The sequence below is a fragment of the Acinetobacter sp. FDAARGOS_494 genome, assembly GCF_003812225.1.
Taxonomy (GTDB): Bacteria; Pseudomonadota; Gammaproteobacteria; order Pseudomonadales; family Moraxellaceae; genus Acinetobacter; species Acinetobacter baumannii.
On record NZ_CP033866.1, the window covers coordinates 2,822,846 to 2,841,745 of the forward strand.

Annotated in this window: 19 protein-coding genes, 2 pseudogenes and 1 other annotated feature; of the genes and pseudogenes, 8 read left to right on the plus strand and 13 right to left on the minus strand. The window is 38.2% G+C overall.

Annotated features, from left to right (window positions below):
• Positions 1–409 precede the first annotated feature (409 nt).
• Positions 410–2,914: pseudogene (locus EG365_RS13690) on the plus strand (ESPR-type extended signal peptide-containing protein); the annotation flags it as partial.
• Between the two features lie 31 nt (positions 2,915–2,945).
• Here EG365_RS13690 and EG365_RS13695 read toward each other — a convergent pair.
• A protein-coding gene (locus EG365_RS13695; RefSeq protein ID WP_087486619.1) for an IS3-like element ISAba19 family transposase occupies positions 2,946–4,165 on the minus strand; the annotation gives its coding sequence in 2 pieces (ribosomal slippage) (positions 2,946–3,889 and positions 3,889–4,165; 1,221 coding nt in all).
• Positions 3,774–3,890: a sequence feature (AL1L pseudoknot), on the minus strand. (Overlaps the previous gene by 117 nt.)
• Before the next feature lie 53 nt (positions 4,166–4,218).
• Between EG365_RS13695 and ata the strand changes: the two are divergent.
• Positions 4,219–8,520 (plus strand): annotated as a pseudogene (ata, locus tag EG365_RS13700) (trimeric autotransporter adhesin Ata); the annotation flags it as partial.
• 57 nt (positions 8,521–8,577) lie between these two features.
• A complete protein-coding gene (gene tpgA / locus EG365_RS13705) occupies positions 8,578–9,357 on the plus strand; it encodes a trimeric autotransporter adhesin/peptidogylcan-associated protein TpgA (protein WP_001044116.1) in 780 nt (259 codons plus the stop codon).
• A 111-nt stretch (positions 9,358–9,468) separates the two neighbouring features.
• Here the strand turns inward: tpgA and EG365_RS13710 are convergent, their stop codons facing one another.
• Entirely contained in the window at positions 9,469–10,053 is a 585-nt protein-coding gene (locus EG365_RS13710; protein WP_001004356.1) for a 5-formyltetrahydrofolate cyclo-ligase, read from the minus strand.
• Positions 10,054–10,294: 241 nt separating this feature from the next.
• Here EG365_RS13710 and EG365_RS13715 point away from each other — a divergent pair, with 241 nt between their 5' ends.
• The 4 genes from EG365_RS13715 to EG365_RS13730 all read left to right on the plus strand — a co-directional run bounded on the left by EG365_RS13715 (position 10,295) and on the right by EG365_RS13730 (position 12,682).
• On the plus strand, positions 10,295–10,636 hold the full coding sequence (locus EG365_RS13715) for a hypothetical protein (protein WP_000768343.1): 342 nt from the start codon (positions 10,295–10,297) through the stop codon (positions 10,634–10,636).
• Between the two features lie 107 nt (positions 10,637–10,743).
• Positions 10,744–10,857, plus strand: a complete 114-nt coding sequence (locus EG365_RS13720) for a hypothetical protein (RefSeq protein ID WP_002017289.1) — start codon at positions 10,744–10,746, stop codon at positions 10,855–10,857.
• A gap of 72 nt (positions 10,858–10,929) precedes the next feature.
• On the plus strand, positions 10,930–11,247 hold the full coding sequence (locus EG365_RS13725) for a hypothetical protein (RefSeq protein WP_000669361.1): 318 nt from the start codon (positions 10,930–10,932) through the stop codon (positions 11,245–11,247).
• A 344-nt stretch (positions 11,248–11,591) separates the two neighbouring features.
• Positions 11,592–12,682 (plus strand): IS4-like element ISAba1 family transposase gene (locus EG365_RS13730; protein WP_085940413.1). Its coding sequence is split into 2 segments (ribosomal slippage): positions 11,592–12,132 and positions 12,132–12,682, totalling 1,092 coding nucleotides; the frame shifts between segments, so codons are not numbered across the junction.
• A 174-nt stretch (positions 12,683–12,856) separates the two neighbouring features.
• Here EG365_RS13730 and EG365_RS13735 read toward each other — a convergent pair.
• From EG365_RS13735 to EG365_RS13775, 9 genes are read right to left on the minus strand one after another with little or no spacing between them, the layout of a single operon-like run.
• Positions 12,857–13,120 (minus strand): hypothetical protein, encoded by a 264-nt coding sequence (locus EG365_RS13735; RefSeq protein WP_000088974.1) that lies wholly within the window; start codon positions 13,118–13,120, stop codon positions 12,857–12,859.
• Entirely contained in the window at positions 13,121–13,843 is a 723-nt protein-coding gene (locus tag EG365_RS13740) for a hypothetical protein (RefSeq protein WP_000004579.1), read from the minus strand. It lies immediately after the preceding gene.
• On the minus strand, positions 13,840–14,247 hold the full coding sequence (locus EG365_RS13745; RefSeq protein WP_000147323.1) for a hypothetical protein: 408 nt from the start codon (positions 14,245–14,247) through the stop codon (positions 13,840–13,842). The genes EG365_RS13740 and EG365_RS13745 overlap by 4 nt, the downstream gene beginning before the upstream one ends.
• Entirely contained in the window at positions 14,248–14,499 is a 252-nt protein-coding gene (locus EG365_RS13750) for a hypothetical protein (protein ID WP_000654846.1), read from the minus strand. It lies immediately after the preceding gene.
• 1 nt (position 14,500) lies between these two features.
• On the minus strand, positions 14,501–15,433 hold the full coding sequence (locus tag EG365_RS13755; protein ID WP_000698529.1) for a hypothetical protein: 933 nt from the start codon (positions 15,431–15,433) through the stop codon (positions 14,501–14,503).
• On the minus strand, positions 15,430–16,551 hold the full coding sequence (locus tag EG365_RS13760; RefSeq protein WP_001207474.1) for an ATP-binding protein: 1,122 nt from the start codon (positions 16,549–16,551) through the stop codon (positions 15,430–15,432). The genes EG365_RS13755 and EG365_RS13760 overlap by 4 nt, the downstream gene beginning before the upstream one ends.
• A gap of 11 nt (positions 16,552–16,562) precedes the next feature.
• Positions 16,563–16,886 (minus strand): hypothetical protein, encoded by a 324-nt coding sequence (locus EG365_RS13765; RefSeq protein ID WP_000064463.1) that lies wholly within the window; start codon positions 16,884–16,886, stop codon positions 16,563–16,565.
• Positions 16,879–17,169, minus strand: coding sequence for a hypothetical protein (locus EG365_RS13770; protein WP_000656405.1), 291 nt, complete (start codon positions 17,167–17,169; stop codon positions 16,879–16,881). Before EG365_RS13770 ends, EG365_RS13765 begins: the two co-directional genes overlap by 8 nt.
• Positions 17,169–17,612 (minus strand): hypothetical protein, encoded by a 444-nt coding sequence (locus tag EG365_RS13775; RefSeq protein WP_001101038.1) that lies wholly within the window; start codon positions 17,610–17,612, stop codon positions 17,169–17,171. Before EG365_RS13775 ends, EG365_RS13770 begins: the two co-directional genes overlap by 1 nt.
• Before the next feature lie 193 nt (positions 17,613–17,805).
• On the opposite strand from EG365_RS13775, the gene EG365_RS13780 reads away from it, so the two are divergent.
• Entirely contained in the window at positions 17,806–18,048 is a 243-nt protein-coding gene (locus tag EG365_RS13780) for a hypothetical protein (RefSeq protein ID WP_000051960.1), read from the plus strand.
• A gap of 6 nt (positions 18,049–18,054) precedes the next feature.
• On the opposite strand, the gene EG365_RS13785 is transcribed toward EG365_RS13780, so the two are convergent.
• Positions 18,055–18,258: a hypothetical protein gene (locus EG365_RS13785; protein WP_000845537.1), complete on the minus strand. Its 204-nt coding sequence runs from the start codon at positions 18,256–18,258 to the stop codon at positions 18,055–18,057.
• Positions 18,259–18,396: 138 nt separating this feature from the next.
• Entirely contained in the window at positions 18,397–18,900 is a 504-nt protein-coding gene (locus tag EG365_RS13790) for a hypothetical protein (RefSeq protein ID WP_001129676.1), read from the minus strand.

Here is an 18,900-nt window from a genome sequence, read left to right on the forward strand (position 1 = left end):
TTTATAATATATTTTAAATAAAATTAGATATTATTTTTTAGAGCTAATATTCTATTTTTTAAAGTAAAATTGATTTTTAAAAATATTTATATTTAATTAATTTGATAAAAAATAAACATTTATTTAGAGCTATTATTCTATTTTAAAATAAAATTACTTATTATTAACAAAAACAACACATAATATTTATAATTTAAATTTTTATTAATAAATTCAAAAACTTAAAATTAATTATAAAAATATATTTTGTGATTGAAATCACAAATTTTCTTATCATTATTTCGGTTTTATATTTACCCTTTAAATTTATTCAATTAGGATGCCGCCTCTTTTTTTGGGGCCAAAAATTTTAAAATGTATTTGTACATTTTTATTGGTCGTTGAGTTCGGTATTTGTCTGAGAAGTTTTATGAATAAAGTTTACAAGGTCATTTGGAATGCTTCGATTGGAGCATGGGTTGCAACCTCTGAAATTGCAAAAAGTAAAACAAAGACTAAATCAAAAACTTTAAATGTATCAGCGGCAGTTTTATCGGGTGTAATTTGTTTTGCTCCAAATGCTTTTGCTGGGACAAATACCGAAGGGGGAATAGGCCAAGGAACATCTATTTCTGGTACAACTTCATGTCGTGAAGGAAGCGCTAATACGGCTAATCAAAAAGATATTGCTATTGGCTGCGGGGCACAAACTCAAGACCGAACTGGCTCTAACATCGCAAATCGTAATAATCCATATAATAATTCTACCGGTGCTTATGCTGGCGCAATGAAACAAGGCGGAGCAATCAGTGTTGGTACGGGGGCTGTAGTTGAGAAAGGCCTAGGAACAGCAATTGGTTCTTATGCGACGACTCAAGGTATTTCAGGTGTGGCAATTGGTACGGGTGCTTTATCTTCTGGAAATACTGCTCTTGCAGTTGGTCGTCAATCTGCAGCGACAGCCGACTTCTCACAAGCTATTGGTAATGTTGCTGCTGCGACGGGTAAAGGTTCTTTAGCCATAGGGCATTCAGCCACTGCAGAAGGTTACCGTTCAATTGCGATTGGCTCACCAGATATTGAAAATGCTGACCCTGTTGCTGGGCAGGTAGGCGCTGCTTATCAACCAAAAATGGCTACTAAAGCAACGGGTAAAGACTCGATTGCATTTGGTGGAGGTGCGGTTGCTACTGAAGAAAATGCTTTAGCAATTGGTGCATTTTCAGAGTCTAAAGGTAAAAAGTCTGTCGCAATTGGTACCGGTGCAAAGGCACAAAAAGATAATGCAGTTGTTATTGGGGACCAAGCAGAAGCTAGCTTTGAAGGCGGCGTAGCAATTGGTAAAGGTGCCCGTTCTGAAGCGGAAAACAGTATTGCTTTAGGTAAAGATTCAAAAGCCAGTCAAGCAACTGGTGAAAGTTACTTGACTAAACAATCAGCACCAACAGGTGTTTTGTCAATCGGAGATATTGGAACGGAACGCCGTATTCAAAACGTAGCAGATGGTGCAGCAGATTCTGATGCTGCAACTGTGCGTCAGTTAAAAGCTGCTCGTACCCATTATGTCAGTATTAATGACAATGGTCAGCAAGGTGGTAACTTTGAAAATGATGGTGCGACTGGTCGTAATGCTATTGCTGTAGGGGTAAATGCTTCTGCTGCTGGTCGTGAGGCAATGGCGATTGGGGGTAGTGCACAGGCAATAGGTTCTGGTGCTATTGCAATGGGAAGTAGTAGCCAAACTGTAGGACGTGGGGATGTTGCTATAGGTCGTAATGCATCGACTCAAGGTGCCGAAGGGGTCAATAGTAACCAATCTGTTGCGATTGGTGATCAGACGAAAGCAATTGGGGATCAGTCAGTAGCAATTGGTGCCGACGTGATTGCAAAAGGGAACTCTTCTGTTGCAATTGGTGGTGATGATGTCGATAAAATCGCACGTGATACGGAATTAAGTAATACCTATACGGAAATTACTGGTGGTACTTTACAGGCAGGTAAATATCCAACAACCGAAGCGAATCATGGTTCAACTGCTGTTGGGGTTCAAGCTGTAGGTACAGGAGCGTTTTCTTCTGCTTTTGGTATGACCTCTAAAGCAACTGGTGATGCTTCTTCTGCTTTTGGCGTCATGTCAAATGCTTCGGGTAAAGGTGCCGCTGCATTCGGTGCTGTTGCACAAGCAACAGGTGATGGCGCATCGGCAATGGGTATTAACTCATTGGCATCGGGTACAAATTCAACAGCAATTGGCTCTGGTAATAAACCGGGTGAAGGAGCAAAAGCGACTGGGAACAGTTCTGCAGCAATTGGTAGTGGTGCGCAGGCAACAGGTGATAATTCAGCAGCAATTGGTAAAGGAGCTGAGGCTACAAATGAAAATGCTGCTGCTGTAGGTGGTGGTGCTAAAGCCACGGGTAAAAATGCTGCAGCGATTGGTGGCGGTGCAATTGCCGATCAAGAAAATGCAGTTGCAGTTGGCCAAGGTGCTCAGTCATTAGTTGAAGGTGGTGTTGCTTTAGGCGCACGCAGTAAAGTAGAAGCCAAAAATAGTGTTGCTTTAGGCCAAGATGCTGTAGCGACAGAAGCAACAGGAACTTCTTTCCTGACTAATCGTGATGCTTCTCAATCTAATGGTGTGATTTCTGTTGGGTCGGCTGGAAAAGAACGCCGTATTACCAATGTAGAAGATGGCTCAGCTGACTCAGATGCAGTAACAGTACGCCAGCTTAAAAATGTTGATAGTCGTGTTAATCAAAATACGAGCAATATTGGTAAGAATACCCAGAATATTACTAACCTGAATCAGAAGTTAGATGATACAAAAACGAATCTAGGTAATCAGATCACAGATACAAACAAGAATCTGAATGATGCCAAGAAAGACCTTGGTATCCAGATTACTGATACCAACACCAAGTTAAATATGAACCGTACCGGGTTTGTCGGAGACTTTTTTATTTAAGTTAAGCCACCTGACCTAACGGGTTAATCTTATCATAGTACATTGCTTCAAACTCAAAAGGCGATACATAACCCAGTGCACTGTGTACACGCTTTTTATTGAACCAATCTACCCAGTTTAGTGTCGCAAGTTGTACATCTGCTAAACCTTGCCAATCTGCTTTTAAATATTCAATCACCTCTGTTTTGTATAAGCCATTCACCGTTTCAGCCAGAGCATTATCGTATGAATCACCCGTTGTACCGACTGATGCTCGTAAATTTGCTGCTTCTAAACGATTGGTATAGCGAATGGAAAGATATTGCACACCTCTGTCGGAATGATGAATCACATTCTTTGGCATGCCTCGATCATGCAATGCTTGCTCTAATGCATCAAGCACCATATCTGTATTCATCCGTGTAGATACTTTCCATCCAACAATTGCTCGTGAGAACACATCAATAACAAATGCGGTATATACCCAGCCTGAATGAGTTTGAATATACGTAAAGTCACCCACCCATAGTTGGTTTGGATGATCAGCATTAAAATTACGTTTCACTAAATCATCTGCCCGTTTTTGGTCATCTCGGTTACGGGTGGTTTGTTTATTCTTACCACGCCAAACACCTTGTATACCTAGCTTTTGCATCAATCGAGCAACTGTACAACGTGCAATAACATAACCCTCACGTTTCAATTTTTGCCAAACTTTACGTACACCATATCGACCTGAACTTTCTTTCCAAATTCGTTTAATTTGTTCAGCATGATACTCATCATGTAGATCTCGTTTCGCTCGATGTTCTGGATTGTCAGTGAGATCTAAAGTTCGGTAATAGGTTGAAGGTGCAATCGGTAAAATTCTACAAATCGCTTCAACACCATATCGATCTTTATTGTTATGGATAAAATCCACCATTATTTGTGTGGGCGGTCGAGCTCCGCCTGGGCGAAAAAAGCGGCTGCTTTGCGTAGAATTTCATTGGCACGTTTTAATTCTTTAATTTCACGTTCCATTTGCTTCATTTTTTCTTGGTCAGATATCTGTTGTACTTTGGCAGGATTTAGTTGATCCAGATGCTTTAAATACCAAACACGCAATGTTTCAGGAGTACAACCGATTTTAGGAGCAATAGCTGTGATTGCTGCCCAAGTAGAAGGATAATCTTTTTCAGATTCAATTAGTAATTGAACCGCTCTTTCTCTAATTTCGGGGGTATAGTTTGGTTTTGTCATCGGGATAGTCTCTCAGAATATTGACTCTCCGACAAACCCGGTACGGTTCATATACCACTAAAGATCAGTTAACAACTCAGATTAACGACACTAAAACTGAGTTAAACAACACGATTGGTAATACGAAAACTGAACTAAATACCAAAATTGACAACACCAAGACAGAGCTTGAAAACAAAGGCTTGAACTTTGCTGGTAACAGCGGTGCAGATGTACATCGTAAACTTGGTGACAAGCTTAATATTGTAGGTGGTGCAGCTGCGTCAACTCCGGCGGCTAAAACCAGCGGTGAAAATATTATTACTCGCACAACTCAAGATGGTATTCAGATTGAACTGTTAAAAGACTCGAAGTTTGACAGTGTGACTACTGGCAACACCACCTTAAATACGAATGGTTTGACTATTAAAGAAGGCCCAAGCATTACCAAACAGGGCATTAATGCTGGTAGCAAACAGATTACCAATGTAGCTGATGGTATCAATGCCAAAGATGCAGTAAATGTTGATCAGCTCACTAAAGTCAAAGAGAACTTAAATGGCAGAATCACTGATACCAATAATCAGTTAAATGATGCGAAAAAAGATTTAGGAAACCAGATCGCGGATACCAACAAGAATTTGAATGATGCCAAGAAAGACCTTGGTGACCAGATTACTGATACCAACACCAAGTTAAATAATACCAAGGATCAGCTCACAACTCAGATTAACGACACTAAAACTGAGTTAAACAACACGATTGGTAACACCAAGACTGAGCTTGAAAACAAAGGCTTGAACTTTGCTGGCAATAGCGGGAGTGATGTCCACCGTAAACTTGGTGACAAGCTTAATATTGTAGGTGGTGCAGCTGCTTCAACTCCGACGGCTAAGACCAGCGGTGAGAACGTTATTACCCGTACTACCAAAGATGGCATTCAGATTGAACTGTTAAAAGACTCGAAGTTTGACAGTGTTACCACTGGCAACACCACATTAAATACGAATGGTTTGACGATTAAAGAAGGCCCAAGCATTACTAAAGATGGCATTAATGCCGGCGGTAAGAAAATTACCAATGTGGCTGATGGTATCAATGCCAAAGATGCAGTGAATAAGAGTCAGTTGGACAATCTTGCTGCCAAGCAAAATGCAACCGATGATGCTGCGGTGAAATACGATGATGCCAAGACCAAAGATAAAGTTACCTTAAAAGGCAAGGATGGTACGGTTTTAGATAATGTGAAAGCAGGCCACATCTCATCGACTTCAAAAGAAGCAGTAAATGGTAGCCAAATTCACAATATTTCAAACAGTATTAAAAACAGTATTGGTGGAAATACCGTTGTTAATCCGGATGGTAGTCTGACGACCAATAACATTGGTGGAACGGGTAAAAACAACATCAATGATGCGATTAGCGAAGTAAAAAATACAGCTAAGAAAGCAAAGACTACTGTAACTGAAGGCGACAACATTGTTGTAAAAGAAACTGTTAATAAAGATGGCAGCACTAACTACGAAGTGTCGACTAAAAAAGATCTGACATTAAATAGTGTAACCACAGGTGACAGCGTACTTAATAATAATGGTTTGACTATTAAAGAAGGTCCAAGCATTACCAAAGAAGGCATCAATGCAGGTGGTAAGAAAATTACCAATGTAGCTGATGGTATCAATGCCAAAGATGCAGTAAATGTTGATCAGCTCACCAAAGTCAAAGATAACTTGAATGGCAGAATCACTGATACCAATAATCAGTTAAATGATGCGAAAAAAGATTTAGGTAATCAAATCGCTGATACCAACAAGAATCTGAATGATGCCAAGAAAGACCTTGGTGACCAGATTGCTGATACCAACACTAAGTTAAATAATACCAAGGATCAGTTAACAACTCAGATTAACGATACTAAAACTGAGTTAAACAACACGATTGGTAACACCAAAACTGAGCTGAATACCAAAATTGATAGCACCAAGACTGAGCTTGAAAACAAAGGCTTGAACTTTGCTGGTAATAGCGGTGCAGATGTACATCGTAAACTTGGTGAGAAGCTTAATATTGTAGGTGGTGCAGCTGCGTCAACTCCGGTGGCTAAGACCAGCGGTGAGAACGTTATTACCCGTACTACCAAAGATGGTATTCAGATTGAACTGTTAAAAGACTCGAAGTTTGACAGTGTTACCACTGGCAACACCACATTAAATACGAATGGTTTGACGATTAAAGAAGGCCCAAGCATTACTAAAGATGGCATTAATGCCGGCGGTAAGAAAATTACCAATGTGGCTGATGGTATCAATGCTAAAGATGCAGTGAATAAGAGTCAGTTGGACAATCTTGCTGCCAAGCAAAATGCAACCGATGATGCTGCGGTGAAATACGATGATGCCAAGACCAAAGATAAAGTTACCTTAAAAGGCAAGGATGGTACGGTTTTAGATAATGTGAAAGCAGGCCACATTTCATCGACTTCAAAAGAAGCAGTAAATGGTAGCCAAATTCACAATATTTCAAACAGTATTAAAAACAGTATTGGTGGAAATACCGTTGTTAATCCGGATGGTAGTCTGACTACTAGCAATATTGGTGGAACGGGTAAAAACAACATCAATGATGCGATTAGCGAAGTAAAAAATACAGCTAAGAAAGCAAAGACTACTGTAACTGAAGGCGACAACATTGTTGTAAAAGAAACTGTTAATAAAGATGGTAGTACAAACTATGAAGTGTCGACTAAAAAAGATCTGACATTAAATAGTGTAACCACGGGTGATAGCGTACTTAATAATAATGGCTTAACCATTAAAGATGGTCCAAGCATTACTAAAGATGGCATTAATGCCGGCGGTAAGAAAATTACTGATGTGGCTAATGGCGTTATTGCACAAAATTCTAAAGATGCTGTAAATGGCGGTCAGGTTCACCATATCTCTAATAGCATCAAAAACAGTATTGGTGGAAATACAGTTGTTAATCCGGATGGTAGTCTGACGACCAATAATATTGGTGGAACAGGTAAAAATAACATCAATGACGCAATTAAGTCTGTAGATGAAAAAGTCACTAATGGTGTAAATGACTTGACTCAAAAAGGGCTAAATTTTGGTGCGAATGACCAGAAAACAACCCAAGGCAAAGCAGTTCACCGTAAGCTTGGTGACACTATCAATATTGTGGGTGGGGCTAATCCAGAAACTGCTGAAGATAAAACTAGTGGCGAGAACATCATTACCCGTACCACAGAAGATGGTGTCAAAATTGAGATGTTAAAAGATGTGAAGTTCGATAGCGTGAATGTCGGGGGCCATGTCTTAAATCAACAAGGTCTAACCATTAAGGGTGGGCCAAGCATCACAGTGAATGGTATTAATGCAGGTGGTAAACAAATTACCAATGTTGCAGACGGTATTAATGCAAAAGATGCGGTGAACAAAGGCCAATTAGACAAGCAAATTAACGAAGTTAAAGATCAAATTGGTAAAGATATTGGCAAGCTTTCTGATCATGCTGTGCAGTATGACAAAGATAAAAATGGCAATGTCGACAAGAACTCAGTCACTTTAGGTGGTGGAGAAAAAGGTACCAATCTGAAAAATGTAGCTGACGGTAAAATTGCTGAGGGCTCTAAAGATGCCGTGAATGGTGGTCAATTATGGAATGTTCAAAATCAAGTCGATAAGAACTCGAATGATATTAAGAATATTCAGAATAACATCGATAACATTTCTAATGGTAAAGCTGGGTTAGTTCAACAGCAAAAACCAAATGGTGAAATCACGGTCGGTAAAGATTCTGGCGGTACTAGCATTAATATGGCTGGTAAAGAGGGTGATCGTGTTGTTCAAGGTGTTAAAGATGGTGAGATTAAAGCTGGTTCGAACCAAGCTGTAAATGGTGGACAAATCCATAAAATTTCAGAAAGCATCAAAAACAGTATTGGTGGAAATACTACGATTGATCCTAAAGATGGCTCAATTACAACCAACAATATTGGTGGTACAGGTAAGAACAATATTAATGATGCGATTGGGACCTTAAACCAGTCGAACCAAGAATTGGGTAACAAAATTACCAATCTGGGTGATCAGTTACAACAAGTGTTCTATGACACTAATAAACGTATTGATGACGTTGAGAAAAAAGCTAATGCAGGTATTGCCGCTGCCATGGCCTTAGAAAATGCGCCGTTTGTAGCAGGTAAATATACCTATGCTGTTGGTGCTGCATATCATGGTGGTGAGAACGCAGTCGGTGTGACCTTACGCAAAACCTCTGACAATGGCCGTTGGTCAATTACAGGTGGTGTGGCAGCTGCTTCTCAAGGTGAGCCAAGCGTCCGCGTTGGTATTAGTGGTGTGATTAATTAAGAAACTGGTTAGGAGGGCAATGCTCTCCTTGCTCGACAGATTAAAGAGATTATAGAGATGAACAAAACAATCCAAAGCTTAGTCGTAGCAGCTTTTGCTGGTTTCGCAGTCACAACTTATGCAAATGAACAGGCTCAGCAACAGAAAATTCATTTTCCAGCGATTGAAAAGAGTTATTTGAAACAAGTAAAACGTTATGAATACCAAGATGTTGCTCGTTTAGATACAGGACTAAATAAAGATCAAATTCGAGCTTTACTAGGCAATCCACAATTTAGTGAAGGGCTTTTTGCAGTAAAAGTTTGGAACTATGTGCTAGATATCCGTGTTCCCAACACACACCAATACCAGCGTTGCCAGTTGCGTATTGATTTTGATAAGCACTATTTAGCAGAACGTTTATCTTGGAAGGGTGAAGCGTGTGAAGGTTTAGTTGTTTTGGGAGCAAATAATCAGGCACCAGAACGTAGCACTGTAATTGCAGATCGTACAGCGAGTGTCCTATTTGCTTTTGAACGATTTGATGCGAGTGCGATTGAAGAAGGTACTAATAGCGTTGTGAAAATTGCTGAGCAAATTAAGAAAAGTCCAACAACAACCCCAATTATTGTTTCTGGATTCACAGACCCATTGGGTAAGTTTAGTTATAACCAAGAGTTATCATCTAAACGAGCGAATACGGTTGCCAAGTTACTGGTACGACAAGGTGTTGAACCAAGCCGTATACAAATACAGGCGAATAGCCAGACCGACTTATACAAGCAGTGTAGTGATAACAATAGTTCACAACTTATTCAATGTTTAGCGCCAAATAGACGTGTTAATATAAGTTGGTAAAACGGTCTGTCACGGCAAAGTAACCATCCTTAGGGTGGTTACTTTTTCGTTTTTTAAGGAGCTAAAAAAGTAAAAGGATATATTGGAGATTTTATAAATTTTATATAAAAATCATCTTTTAAAATAATAAAAGTGCTGTGGAGTCAGTAAACCATCTAATGGTTGATCCCAACTTTGACGTTCTAAAGTGTGTTCAATAAATTGAAATTGATGTGCCAATCCTAAACGGTAGGGCTTATGTTTAGCACTAGCTAATGTACGATCATAATAACCACCACCCATACCAATACGTGTCCCATAGTGATCGCAAGCTAAAAGTGGCATAAGTAGCAAATCAAGCTGTGCTACATGTTTTCCGCGAGTCGCCATAGGTTCTTTCATTCCCAATGGGTGATGAGAAAAACGACGACTTAAATATTGGTTTTTATTTATTTTTACCCATACTAAACGTTGCTTCATCGAACAAATCATGGGTAAATAAACTTGTTTGTTCTTTTTAAAACATAATTTGATAAGAAGATCGGTATGGATTTCACCGAAAGCATGCAGATATAAACCGATTTTTTTTGATGAATGAAAAATAGGAAGGTGATTTAGGCAATGTAAAACATTAAGCTGAGCCTGTTTTTGCTCAAATTGGGTTAAAGCTCGTCTTCTAGATCTTAAATTTTTTCTAATAAAACTTAATTCATTCATGGAGAAATCTAACAAAGATTTGAGGTCAGTCGAGTAAAATTATACCTGTTTTTCTATGGCTTCACCGAAATTTAAAAATTATTAAAAATTAGTCTTCTAATGTATTAGACCAAGTAAAAATAGTTTTGTTGTTAGGAGAAACTGTCTACATATAATTTTTTCTTTTTTACGTATTTACAGTATTTATTTACATTTAATCAGGATAAGTATATTTAAAGATGAATATGAAAATGTGAAATCTATGAAGTTAAAAATTTTAACAATGATGTTATGTGTGGCATTGCTCAGCGCATGTACGAAACAGGCAGAATCTGAGGCACCTCAAATTGATTATAAAGCTCAATTTGAAGAGTCGGACCGAAAAATTGGTGAATTTTTAGATCAGTTAGATAATCCAAATACCCCTCAAGAAGTTAAAGTTAAAATTTTATGTCATGACTATCCTGATGTGTATAAAAAACAATACATGCCTGCATTAATAAAAGTTTCACCAAAACCGTATACTGAAGAAAAATTATTGTCAGATTTGAAAAGTGCAACTGACTACTATAAAGGGACTTTGGGGATAAAATGTAATGAATAATATTTGAATTAAATCACGTTAAAAATTTAAAAGTGTGAATTGATTGGCATTATTTAGTTGTGCTAAATTTCTTCTGTTAATTACTTCAACTTTTCTCTGGATTTGAAATGCAGATCTTAAAATTTTTACAGAGTTTTAATACAGTCGGCACCTATTTAACACTTGCTTCCATCTTGCTTGTGGTCATGATCATTTATTTTTATGTAATTAATCCTGGATGAACATTTTGAAAGGAATAGGTCTTCTCATCTATTACTTTTTTAAGAACGGAAGATGAATAATAGGATAGGGATATGAAATTTAAAATATTATTATTAAGTTTTATTGCCACCGGTTGCTATGCTAATGAAAGTACAGCTGATCCGGATATTTGTAATATCGTAAAAAAGGTCGCTTATAACGTGATGGAAGCACGACAGCAAAAAGTACCAGCACAAGATTTACAACAAATTGCCGATGGGCTAGCAGATGAAAAAGCCAAGCAGCTTTATCAAGACTTAATTAGCTCAGCTTATGCTGCCAAAGTATTTAAGACAAGTTTCTTTAAACGCCAAGCAATTGAAGATTTCCAAGCAGGATGGTATGAGGAATGTTTACGTAGAAATGAATAATAATTAAAAAAATAATGAGTATTTAATTTTTAAGAACAACTAATTAGTTAAGAGAATAAAAAATATACTGACAGGTCTGTCTAGGTATTTTAATTTGAAAATAAAATTCGAATTTATAGGTATTTATTTAAAAATAAATGCTCCGAAGATGCCGCTGCATGTCGTTACCCTTGAACCCTAAAGTTCAGCGGGTCTTTCTCAATTCTAGCAATACATTGCAATATTAAGCAATACCTAGCGATATTAAAAAATCAATATTTTTAATAATTTATACTCTGTACACGATAAAAATAGATAACTCATTGAAATAATGTCATAATAATTGTTTTCTAACGACGAATACTATGACACATCTCAATGAGTTATATCTTATCTTAAACAAATATCTAAAATGGAACAAGTCACATTTAAAGTGCTTTGCGCTCATCATGCTTGTGATTATTTTAAAGCAAACATGTAATCTTTCTTCTGCATCTAAAGCCTTGCCCATCAAGTGCTTACCACAATCATTTTATCGACGTATGCAGCGCTTCTTTGCAGGTCAGTATTTTGATTATCGTCAAATTTCTCAGTTGATTTTCAATATGTTTTCATTCGACCAAGTGCAACTGACTTTAGATAGAACCAATTGGAAATGGGGAAAACGAAATATTAATATCCTGATGCTCGCAATCGTTTATCGTGGAATAGCGATACCTATCCTTTGGACATTGCTTAATAAACGTGGAAATTCAGATACGAAAGAGCGTATTGCTTTGATTCAACGCTTTATAGCCATTTTTGGTAAAGACCGTATTGTGAATGTGTTCGCAGACAGAGAGTTTATCGGTGAGCAGTGGTTTACATGGTTAATTGAACAAGACATCAACTTCTGCATTCGTGTTAAAAAAACTTCATTGTCACCAATCATTTAGGAAAGAATCATAAAATTAGTGATTTATTTCGCCATCTTAAAGTTGGTCAAATTGAATGTCGTAAACGACGGATTTTGGTTGGTCGGGTGAAACTATATATAAGTGCACTACAGTTAGAAAATGGAGAGCTTTTACTCGTCGTTTCTCCTCAGTTTAATGCCAATGCTATTCAGGATTATGCATTACGCTGGGAAATTGAAACCTTATTCAGTTGTCTCAAAGGACGCGGGTTTAATCTTGAAAATACGCGCTTGACAGACCCTAGACGAGTGAAAAAATTGATTGCGGTGTTAGCTATAAGCTTCTGTTGGTGTTACTTAACGGGTGAATGGCAACATGATCAAAAAAAAGCGATAAAAATAAAGAAGCATGGACGACTCTCAATGAGTTTATTTCGCTATGGTTTAGACTATGTTCAAATGGCGATTCAGCGTTTAATTGGTTTTGGGAAAAAAGAAGAGTTTAAGGAAATTTTGGCAATTTTAAGAAGGCAGAACCCTGATAGGATAAGGGTTCTGTGAAATTTGTCGTGTACAGAGTAATTTATATTAAAGCAATACAATGCAATATTACACAATCTTTAGCAATACAAAAATAGTCTATTAATGGTCTATTTTGATAAATACGGTCTATTTTTCAAGTTTAAGTCTATTAAAGGTCTATTTTTGGTGATTAAAAAAGCGGCACTTAGCCGCTTATGCTGTATGTGCCATTTTGTTTTGTTCAATATAAGCCAAAACATCAGACTTCATATAATTTACTTGTCGTTTATGAGGTTTAGAGAATGGAATGCCGCCACCTTCACATCTTTTCTTCTGCAACCACGGTAAGGATACGTGCATAACAATAGCTACTGTTTCAGGTGGAAAAGTTTGATTATCAGCAGCTTCCCAAAATTCCTTCTTAGCAGCCTCTTTTTCTGCATGAGTCATACGATCTAATTTAGTTAAACGTGACATTTATTTCTCCTTACTTTCCGCTTTAGGATTTGCCCACCAAAGTACAGGGCCATCTTCTGAATCAAATGCTGCAATTAAAAAGAGTCCTTGTTCTGGCGGTTCTGGCTTCCAGTTTGGCCAAACTACTGCATCTTCCGGTATATTTGGTATTTCATCGTAATCTAATAGTTGAGTTTCAATTTCAACTCTAAGATTCATTTGAAGTTGTGCCCACTGTTCTCTTGTATAGGCTTCAGCTCCTTCTTCAATGGTGTCAAACAATTCAATATCTGGATGAAACCAATTGAAAAGGTTTTCAGGTGGTTCTATTGGCTGGATCTGATATTTAAAACCCGTCTCACTAGATCCATAAAATAGTTTTGCTTCATCAAAGCTTTTGGTTACAAGAGGGGCAGAGCCTTTCTTGTAGCAAATTACTATTTCATCAAATTTAAAAACACGTTCAGCTGTCTTCAAATCAAAGCATTGGTACATAGGTTCACTAAACCAACTCTCAACATAAAATAGATTTTTAATATGATCTTTGCGGGAACCGTGCCATTTCTGAACTTTGATAACATCATCAAAAATTTCTAAGAAAAAGTTGTTGCCTTCCTTTTCATGCATTTTTCTATAACGCTCAACAGCTCGCTCAGCTATCTCTTTTGAAGCTGCTGGCGTTTGCTTAAAAGGGCTGTAACCTTCAGGTCGCATTGCAACCGCCCATAAAGTTGATTCACTCATCCTTCAGCTCCCGATTCGCTAACACCCAACTTAATGCAACCTTCCTCAGGTAAATCAGCATACCAACAGTAGTATCCTTCACCGTCATAACCATCTTGGAGCCATTTGATGGTCATTTCAGTTTCCATCTGGAATTGATCTTTTTCCCCATCTGGCGCACCAAAATCAAAGGCTTCTTTTAGTTCAGCGCAAGTTAGAGTGACACTAGGGGTGGGAGTATCTGGCACCGTCTCGGCTTTGGCTTTATTCCATAACTGCCAAGCATCATTAGTTACAATATTGAAATAGCCATTCATTGTTTCACTGAATGCTAGGATGTCATTTTTACGAATAGCACTTTCACGTTTAAAAATTTCTGTAGTTTTGAATTGTGATTCAAAAGGGATACGTTCATTACCTGTCATTTAAGCCACCATCTCTGCATATTCTTCTTTAGTCCATTCAACAAACTCTTTATAAAGCTGCTGCGCGGGTTTATTTAACCGGTTGTGATAGTCGATCGTTATGCGGCGCCAAGCGACTGGTACCGCATAATGCTTGGTTAGAAACATCGCTTGATCCATGCCTTGCCGGACTATTACGTAGCCCAGCAATTGCAAGTAGTACATAAAACCAAGCATGTGTTTTTGGCTCACTTTCTTGTACTGATCTTTCATATTAGAAACCGTCTCCTAATAAATAATCAGGCTCAGCCTCTTGAAGTGGCGTAGATGTAGGGTTCTCTAATTCAAAGCGGCGTTTCTTAACAAAGTCCATGAGTCGTGATTGAATCTGTGGATCTCGTGCGGCCACATCTATTTCCAAAGCATCTAATGTTGTGAGATCGGGCGCGTTTTGGATCTGGACCATTAGTGAAGGTGGTTCAGTTGCTTGCGCCTTAGATTTTTCGAGCTCTTCAAGACGTTTGTGAGTTGCAAGTAGCAAAGGCTCCATTTGTTTATCAGACCAAGTGCGTGTATATCGATAAACTGCATTTACTTCGTCTGGTGTTTTTGAGTCCTTAACTCGTTGCAGCAGGGTATCAAGTTTCTTCTGATATTCTGAATCAGCGGTTTCTGATTCAATAGCCGGCTCAGCTGTTTGTGCTTTTTCTACAACCTCTGGTTTTGAATTTTTAACTTTTAGAGATTCCGCATGACTTTCTGAAGGCTTTTCTTCTTCGACTTCTTCAGTAGGCTTATTTAGAAGTTTTAGAATGTCTTCCGCAAACTCACCACCGCTGATTTTAATAATCGCGCAGCAATGAGCAAATGCATTATCAAAACTTGAGTGAACTTGGCCATGCTGGAGCATGCGCAATTGTCCTTTAGATCCATTCCACTTAAACTGCTGCACACCTAATTCAACAGTTGGGCTAGGGTAAGAGCAAGTAGAACCTTTTTCTGGCGCAACTCTTAATGGTTCTGGTACCTCAAATTCACCAATAAAAATAGTTCTAGGCTTTAATTGAAATTCGAATTTATCAAAAACATCAAAGCCAAAGTCATAAGGGTTAAATGGTTCCCAGCCATTACGCTCAGTATTATTTACTAAAAGTAATTCACCGTTGGCCCAAGCAAGTTTGGCTTCAACTTTATTTAGAATTTTCATGCTGTCATCCCCGTTTTCGCTAAGGTTTCAATTTCTTGTTTAACTGCAGTTAGTTTTGCCGCTTCAATTTGGATCAGGGCATCTATGCCGAAGTGCTCACAAACTGTTTTTACATCGAGGCCACGTTCAGCAATAAAGTTTTGAAGTTCATCTCTTTGTTGATCTGAGATACCGTTAAATTCTGGTGGACTAATCCAAGTGCCACGTTGTTTATCAAACGTGCAATTCAATGCTTTAGCTCTCATTAACATTGCTTGGCGCATGTTCTGGTAATACATGTGTTCTTTATCAAGCGACTCAGTTAATTGATTAAGGTCACCTGCATGCTCAGCTTCTTCACAGCTTTGTTTCCAGTTTTCTAGCTCTTCTTGGGCTTTAGCTGCTGCAAGTTGTGCAGGCGTTAAGGTGTTAATGTGATCTTTAGCTTGAGTAATCAGGTCAGCCAAGAAAGTAGGATGTGCTTTAAGATCTGGTACCCATACTTCACCAGTTTCACCACCTAAAGCACCTGAGTTTTTCGCATGATGTGTAGGCGAGGGTTTAAAATTAATAACGCGGGCATTTTTACCTTCACCTGTAGTAACAGTTGTTAGATAACCCATCACATCTGCGATACGGTAAAGCTCGTTACGGTTTTTACCACCTAGATCTGGTCGGTAAATAATTTGATCACCGTTTTGATCTTCTGAAGCGTGTGCAATGAAAACAACGTCTTTACCTAAACTGATCAAAGTATTGATGTATTGCTTGAACGTTTGGTTCGCTAATCCTTGAGCCTTTAACTTTAAAGAACCATCTTTTTGACGGTTATTTGCCGTAAGTAACAGGTGGGTTTTAATGCATTCAAGCATTGCACCCACGGTATCAATGACTACGGTTTTATAGGGTGCTAAGTCCTGCGGCGTAAGGTTTGCAACATCACTCCATTGTTGAACCTGTACAACCGCACCTCGACGTAATTCACCAGTACGGTGAGCACCACGGTCAAAGTCAAAAGAAATTGCTTTTTCCGCAGTAAAGCCCATCGATGATTTACCTAAACCCGGATCAGCGTATAGGTACACAATAATTGCTTGAACTAATAAAGTTTGGTCAGCAGTAATAATCGGTAGAGCCATTTTTATTATCCTTATCTTGAGCCAGTGAAGCCGCGCTTAGTTTTATAAGCTTTGCGGTCATAGGTAGGGATATTTGTTTCACGCAGTTTTATAGCGAGCTGCTTTCTGCGCTGAAAATCAATTTCTTGTGTGAGTTCATTCCAAACTTTTGGATAGTCAGTTTGGAACCTGAACACATTTAAAGGCGTCTTAAATCCGTCTTTAACTTTGTAAAGAACTGAGCCATTAGCATTAGATGCGTACACTTGCCAGCCGATGCGAACTGAATACAGCCCTTTATCATCACGACCTAAAAAAGACTTATAGCCGTCAGGGTGCTTTTTGAAATTAGACATGTTCAGCCTCCTTACATTCGCATGCACCAACAAAGGCATACGTAAGCGGGCTAGGAGCATCTACAGGTGAGACGTCCTTAATATTTAAAGGAATAATTTCTTTGCGATATTTAACTAAAACCACATCACCTTCACGGCAATCGACAATTCCTTCTTTTGAAGAAAAACGAGCAGATTTAGAAGATTGGGTTACTCTGCAAAATGAAACCTCATCACCAGCTTTGATTTTTGAACGGTCAACAGGAATCATCTTCTTGCAAGTAGGGCAGTTGTAATCTTTCATTAGGCTGCCTCCACCAACTTGTTACGTTCGATGAAGCCTTTTAGAAGGCTATTGATGTTGCGGATGTCTTCAAATTCGGTGAAATCGTTATATGACTTACCATTAATGTCAGTGATTTCATTTACTGTGAGTTGGGTAATATCAACAGTGGTGAATTCAGAACCCGGAACGCCGTAGCTGTCTGGATGAGCTTCAAAATCAAAGCTAACGTTTAAACGGAAGCTATCTAATTTAATTACAGCAACTCCAGAATGCTTACCTGTGATTTTTGCGGTTAACACGCTGTAAGTACTTGGTTGAGTTTTAGGTGTAAAAAGAGTAGGTGCGTCTTTTGTTTGGAAAGCTGGTTGCAATTGGCAAGCAACTAAAGAACCACCAGAGATTGCAAGAGCAGCCATGCTGACAAATGCAAATGAGTTGAAAGGGGTAGCTTTTACGTTCATAATTGATCTCGCAGTTTGCAAAAGCACATCGGAAGGTAAGAGAGTCGATGTGCTTTTTTGTTGTCTACGAGATTTATATTAACTATGGTTAATTTTTTAGTCAAGAGAAAAGTTAACAATGGTTAATCTTTTTATTAACTATAATTCATGCTTTAATAGACAAAAGAAAACCCAACTATCAAAGGTGATAGAAATGAGTCTAGGCGAAGAAATGTTTGAATGGCGCAAGCAGATGGTTGAGAAACTACTGCTTCAGGAAAGTAATATTGATCAACTAGAAGAAAAAGTTGATCGTGCTGAAAAGATTCTTTTTGGTGATTGCACAGCCGCTTTCAAAATAGAGTGCACGCTTCGGAACGCGTATGCGCTGAAAGCTATTCTTGATGACTTTGCCACCAAGAATAACTGCAAGGTAAGTATAGTAGAGTGTGAGTAATCAGGGTTAGCTCATTCCTGAAATGGGTTTTGATGTGGCTTTAGGCTTTGGCTTAAGTTCTTTTAAAGCTTCTTCTACCGCTTTCAGTGATTCCTGGTAGGTTTTAACCCAAAGATCAGCACTTTTTATATTGATGGTTGAAGGATCAGTATCAGCAATGGTTGCCTTAGTAAGCTCTAACGCTAGAGCTTCTATGATTTCAGTTTTCATATTTTCTCCGATATTAATGGTTATTTAAGATCAATGTTGGCACAAAGTCTTAATCCCATAATATCAGGGAAAATTTGAATATATTAAAAAAGAAAACCCACCGTGGTGGTGGGTAGATTAGATGAATTGGATCGCTTTTTACTTATTGCTCAATACTTTTGCTTTTGCCTCTCTTGATTCTTTGCGATCTTTTAATGTTTTTTCAAGCAAAGAGATTTCTCTTAAGTCAGACCAAGCTAAGAAGAAGCTAAAAATTGAGGTGAGTCCAACAGAAAGTATTAGAGCTAAAAGATGCTTAGCTGAAAGTAAGCCTAATAAATTAAGTATATACATACTAAAAACAAGAATAATAAAAAGCATAGCCACATATAAAGATGACTTACTTCTTATGTCCACAGTTGAAGTCAACCTATCTCGTTCTGACTGATTTAAACCATCAAGCTTTAATGCATCGAGCATACCTTTATAAGCCAAATAAATTTGACTTAAAGGGAGAAGCAGTACAAATGAAAATTGAACCAGATTTATTGTAATATTTAACTCTAAATATTTAAAAATTATTGAAAATATAGCAAACAGACCGACTAACACTAGTGCGATAAATCTAGCATTATTGTAGAAGGGTAAGTAGCGTTTAGCCAT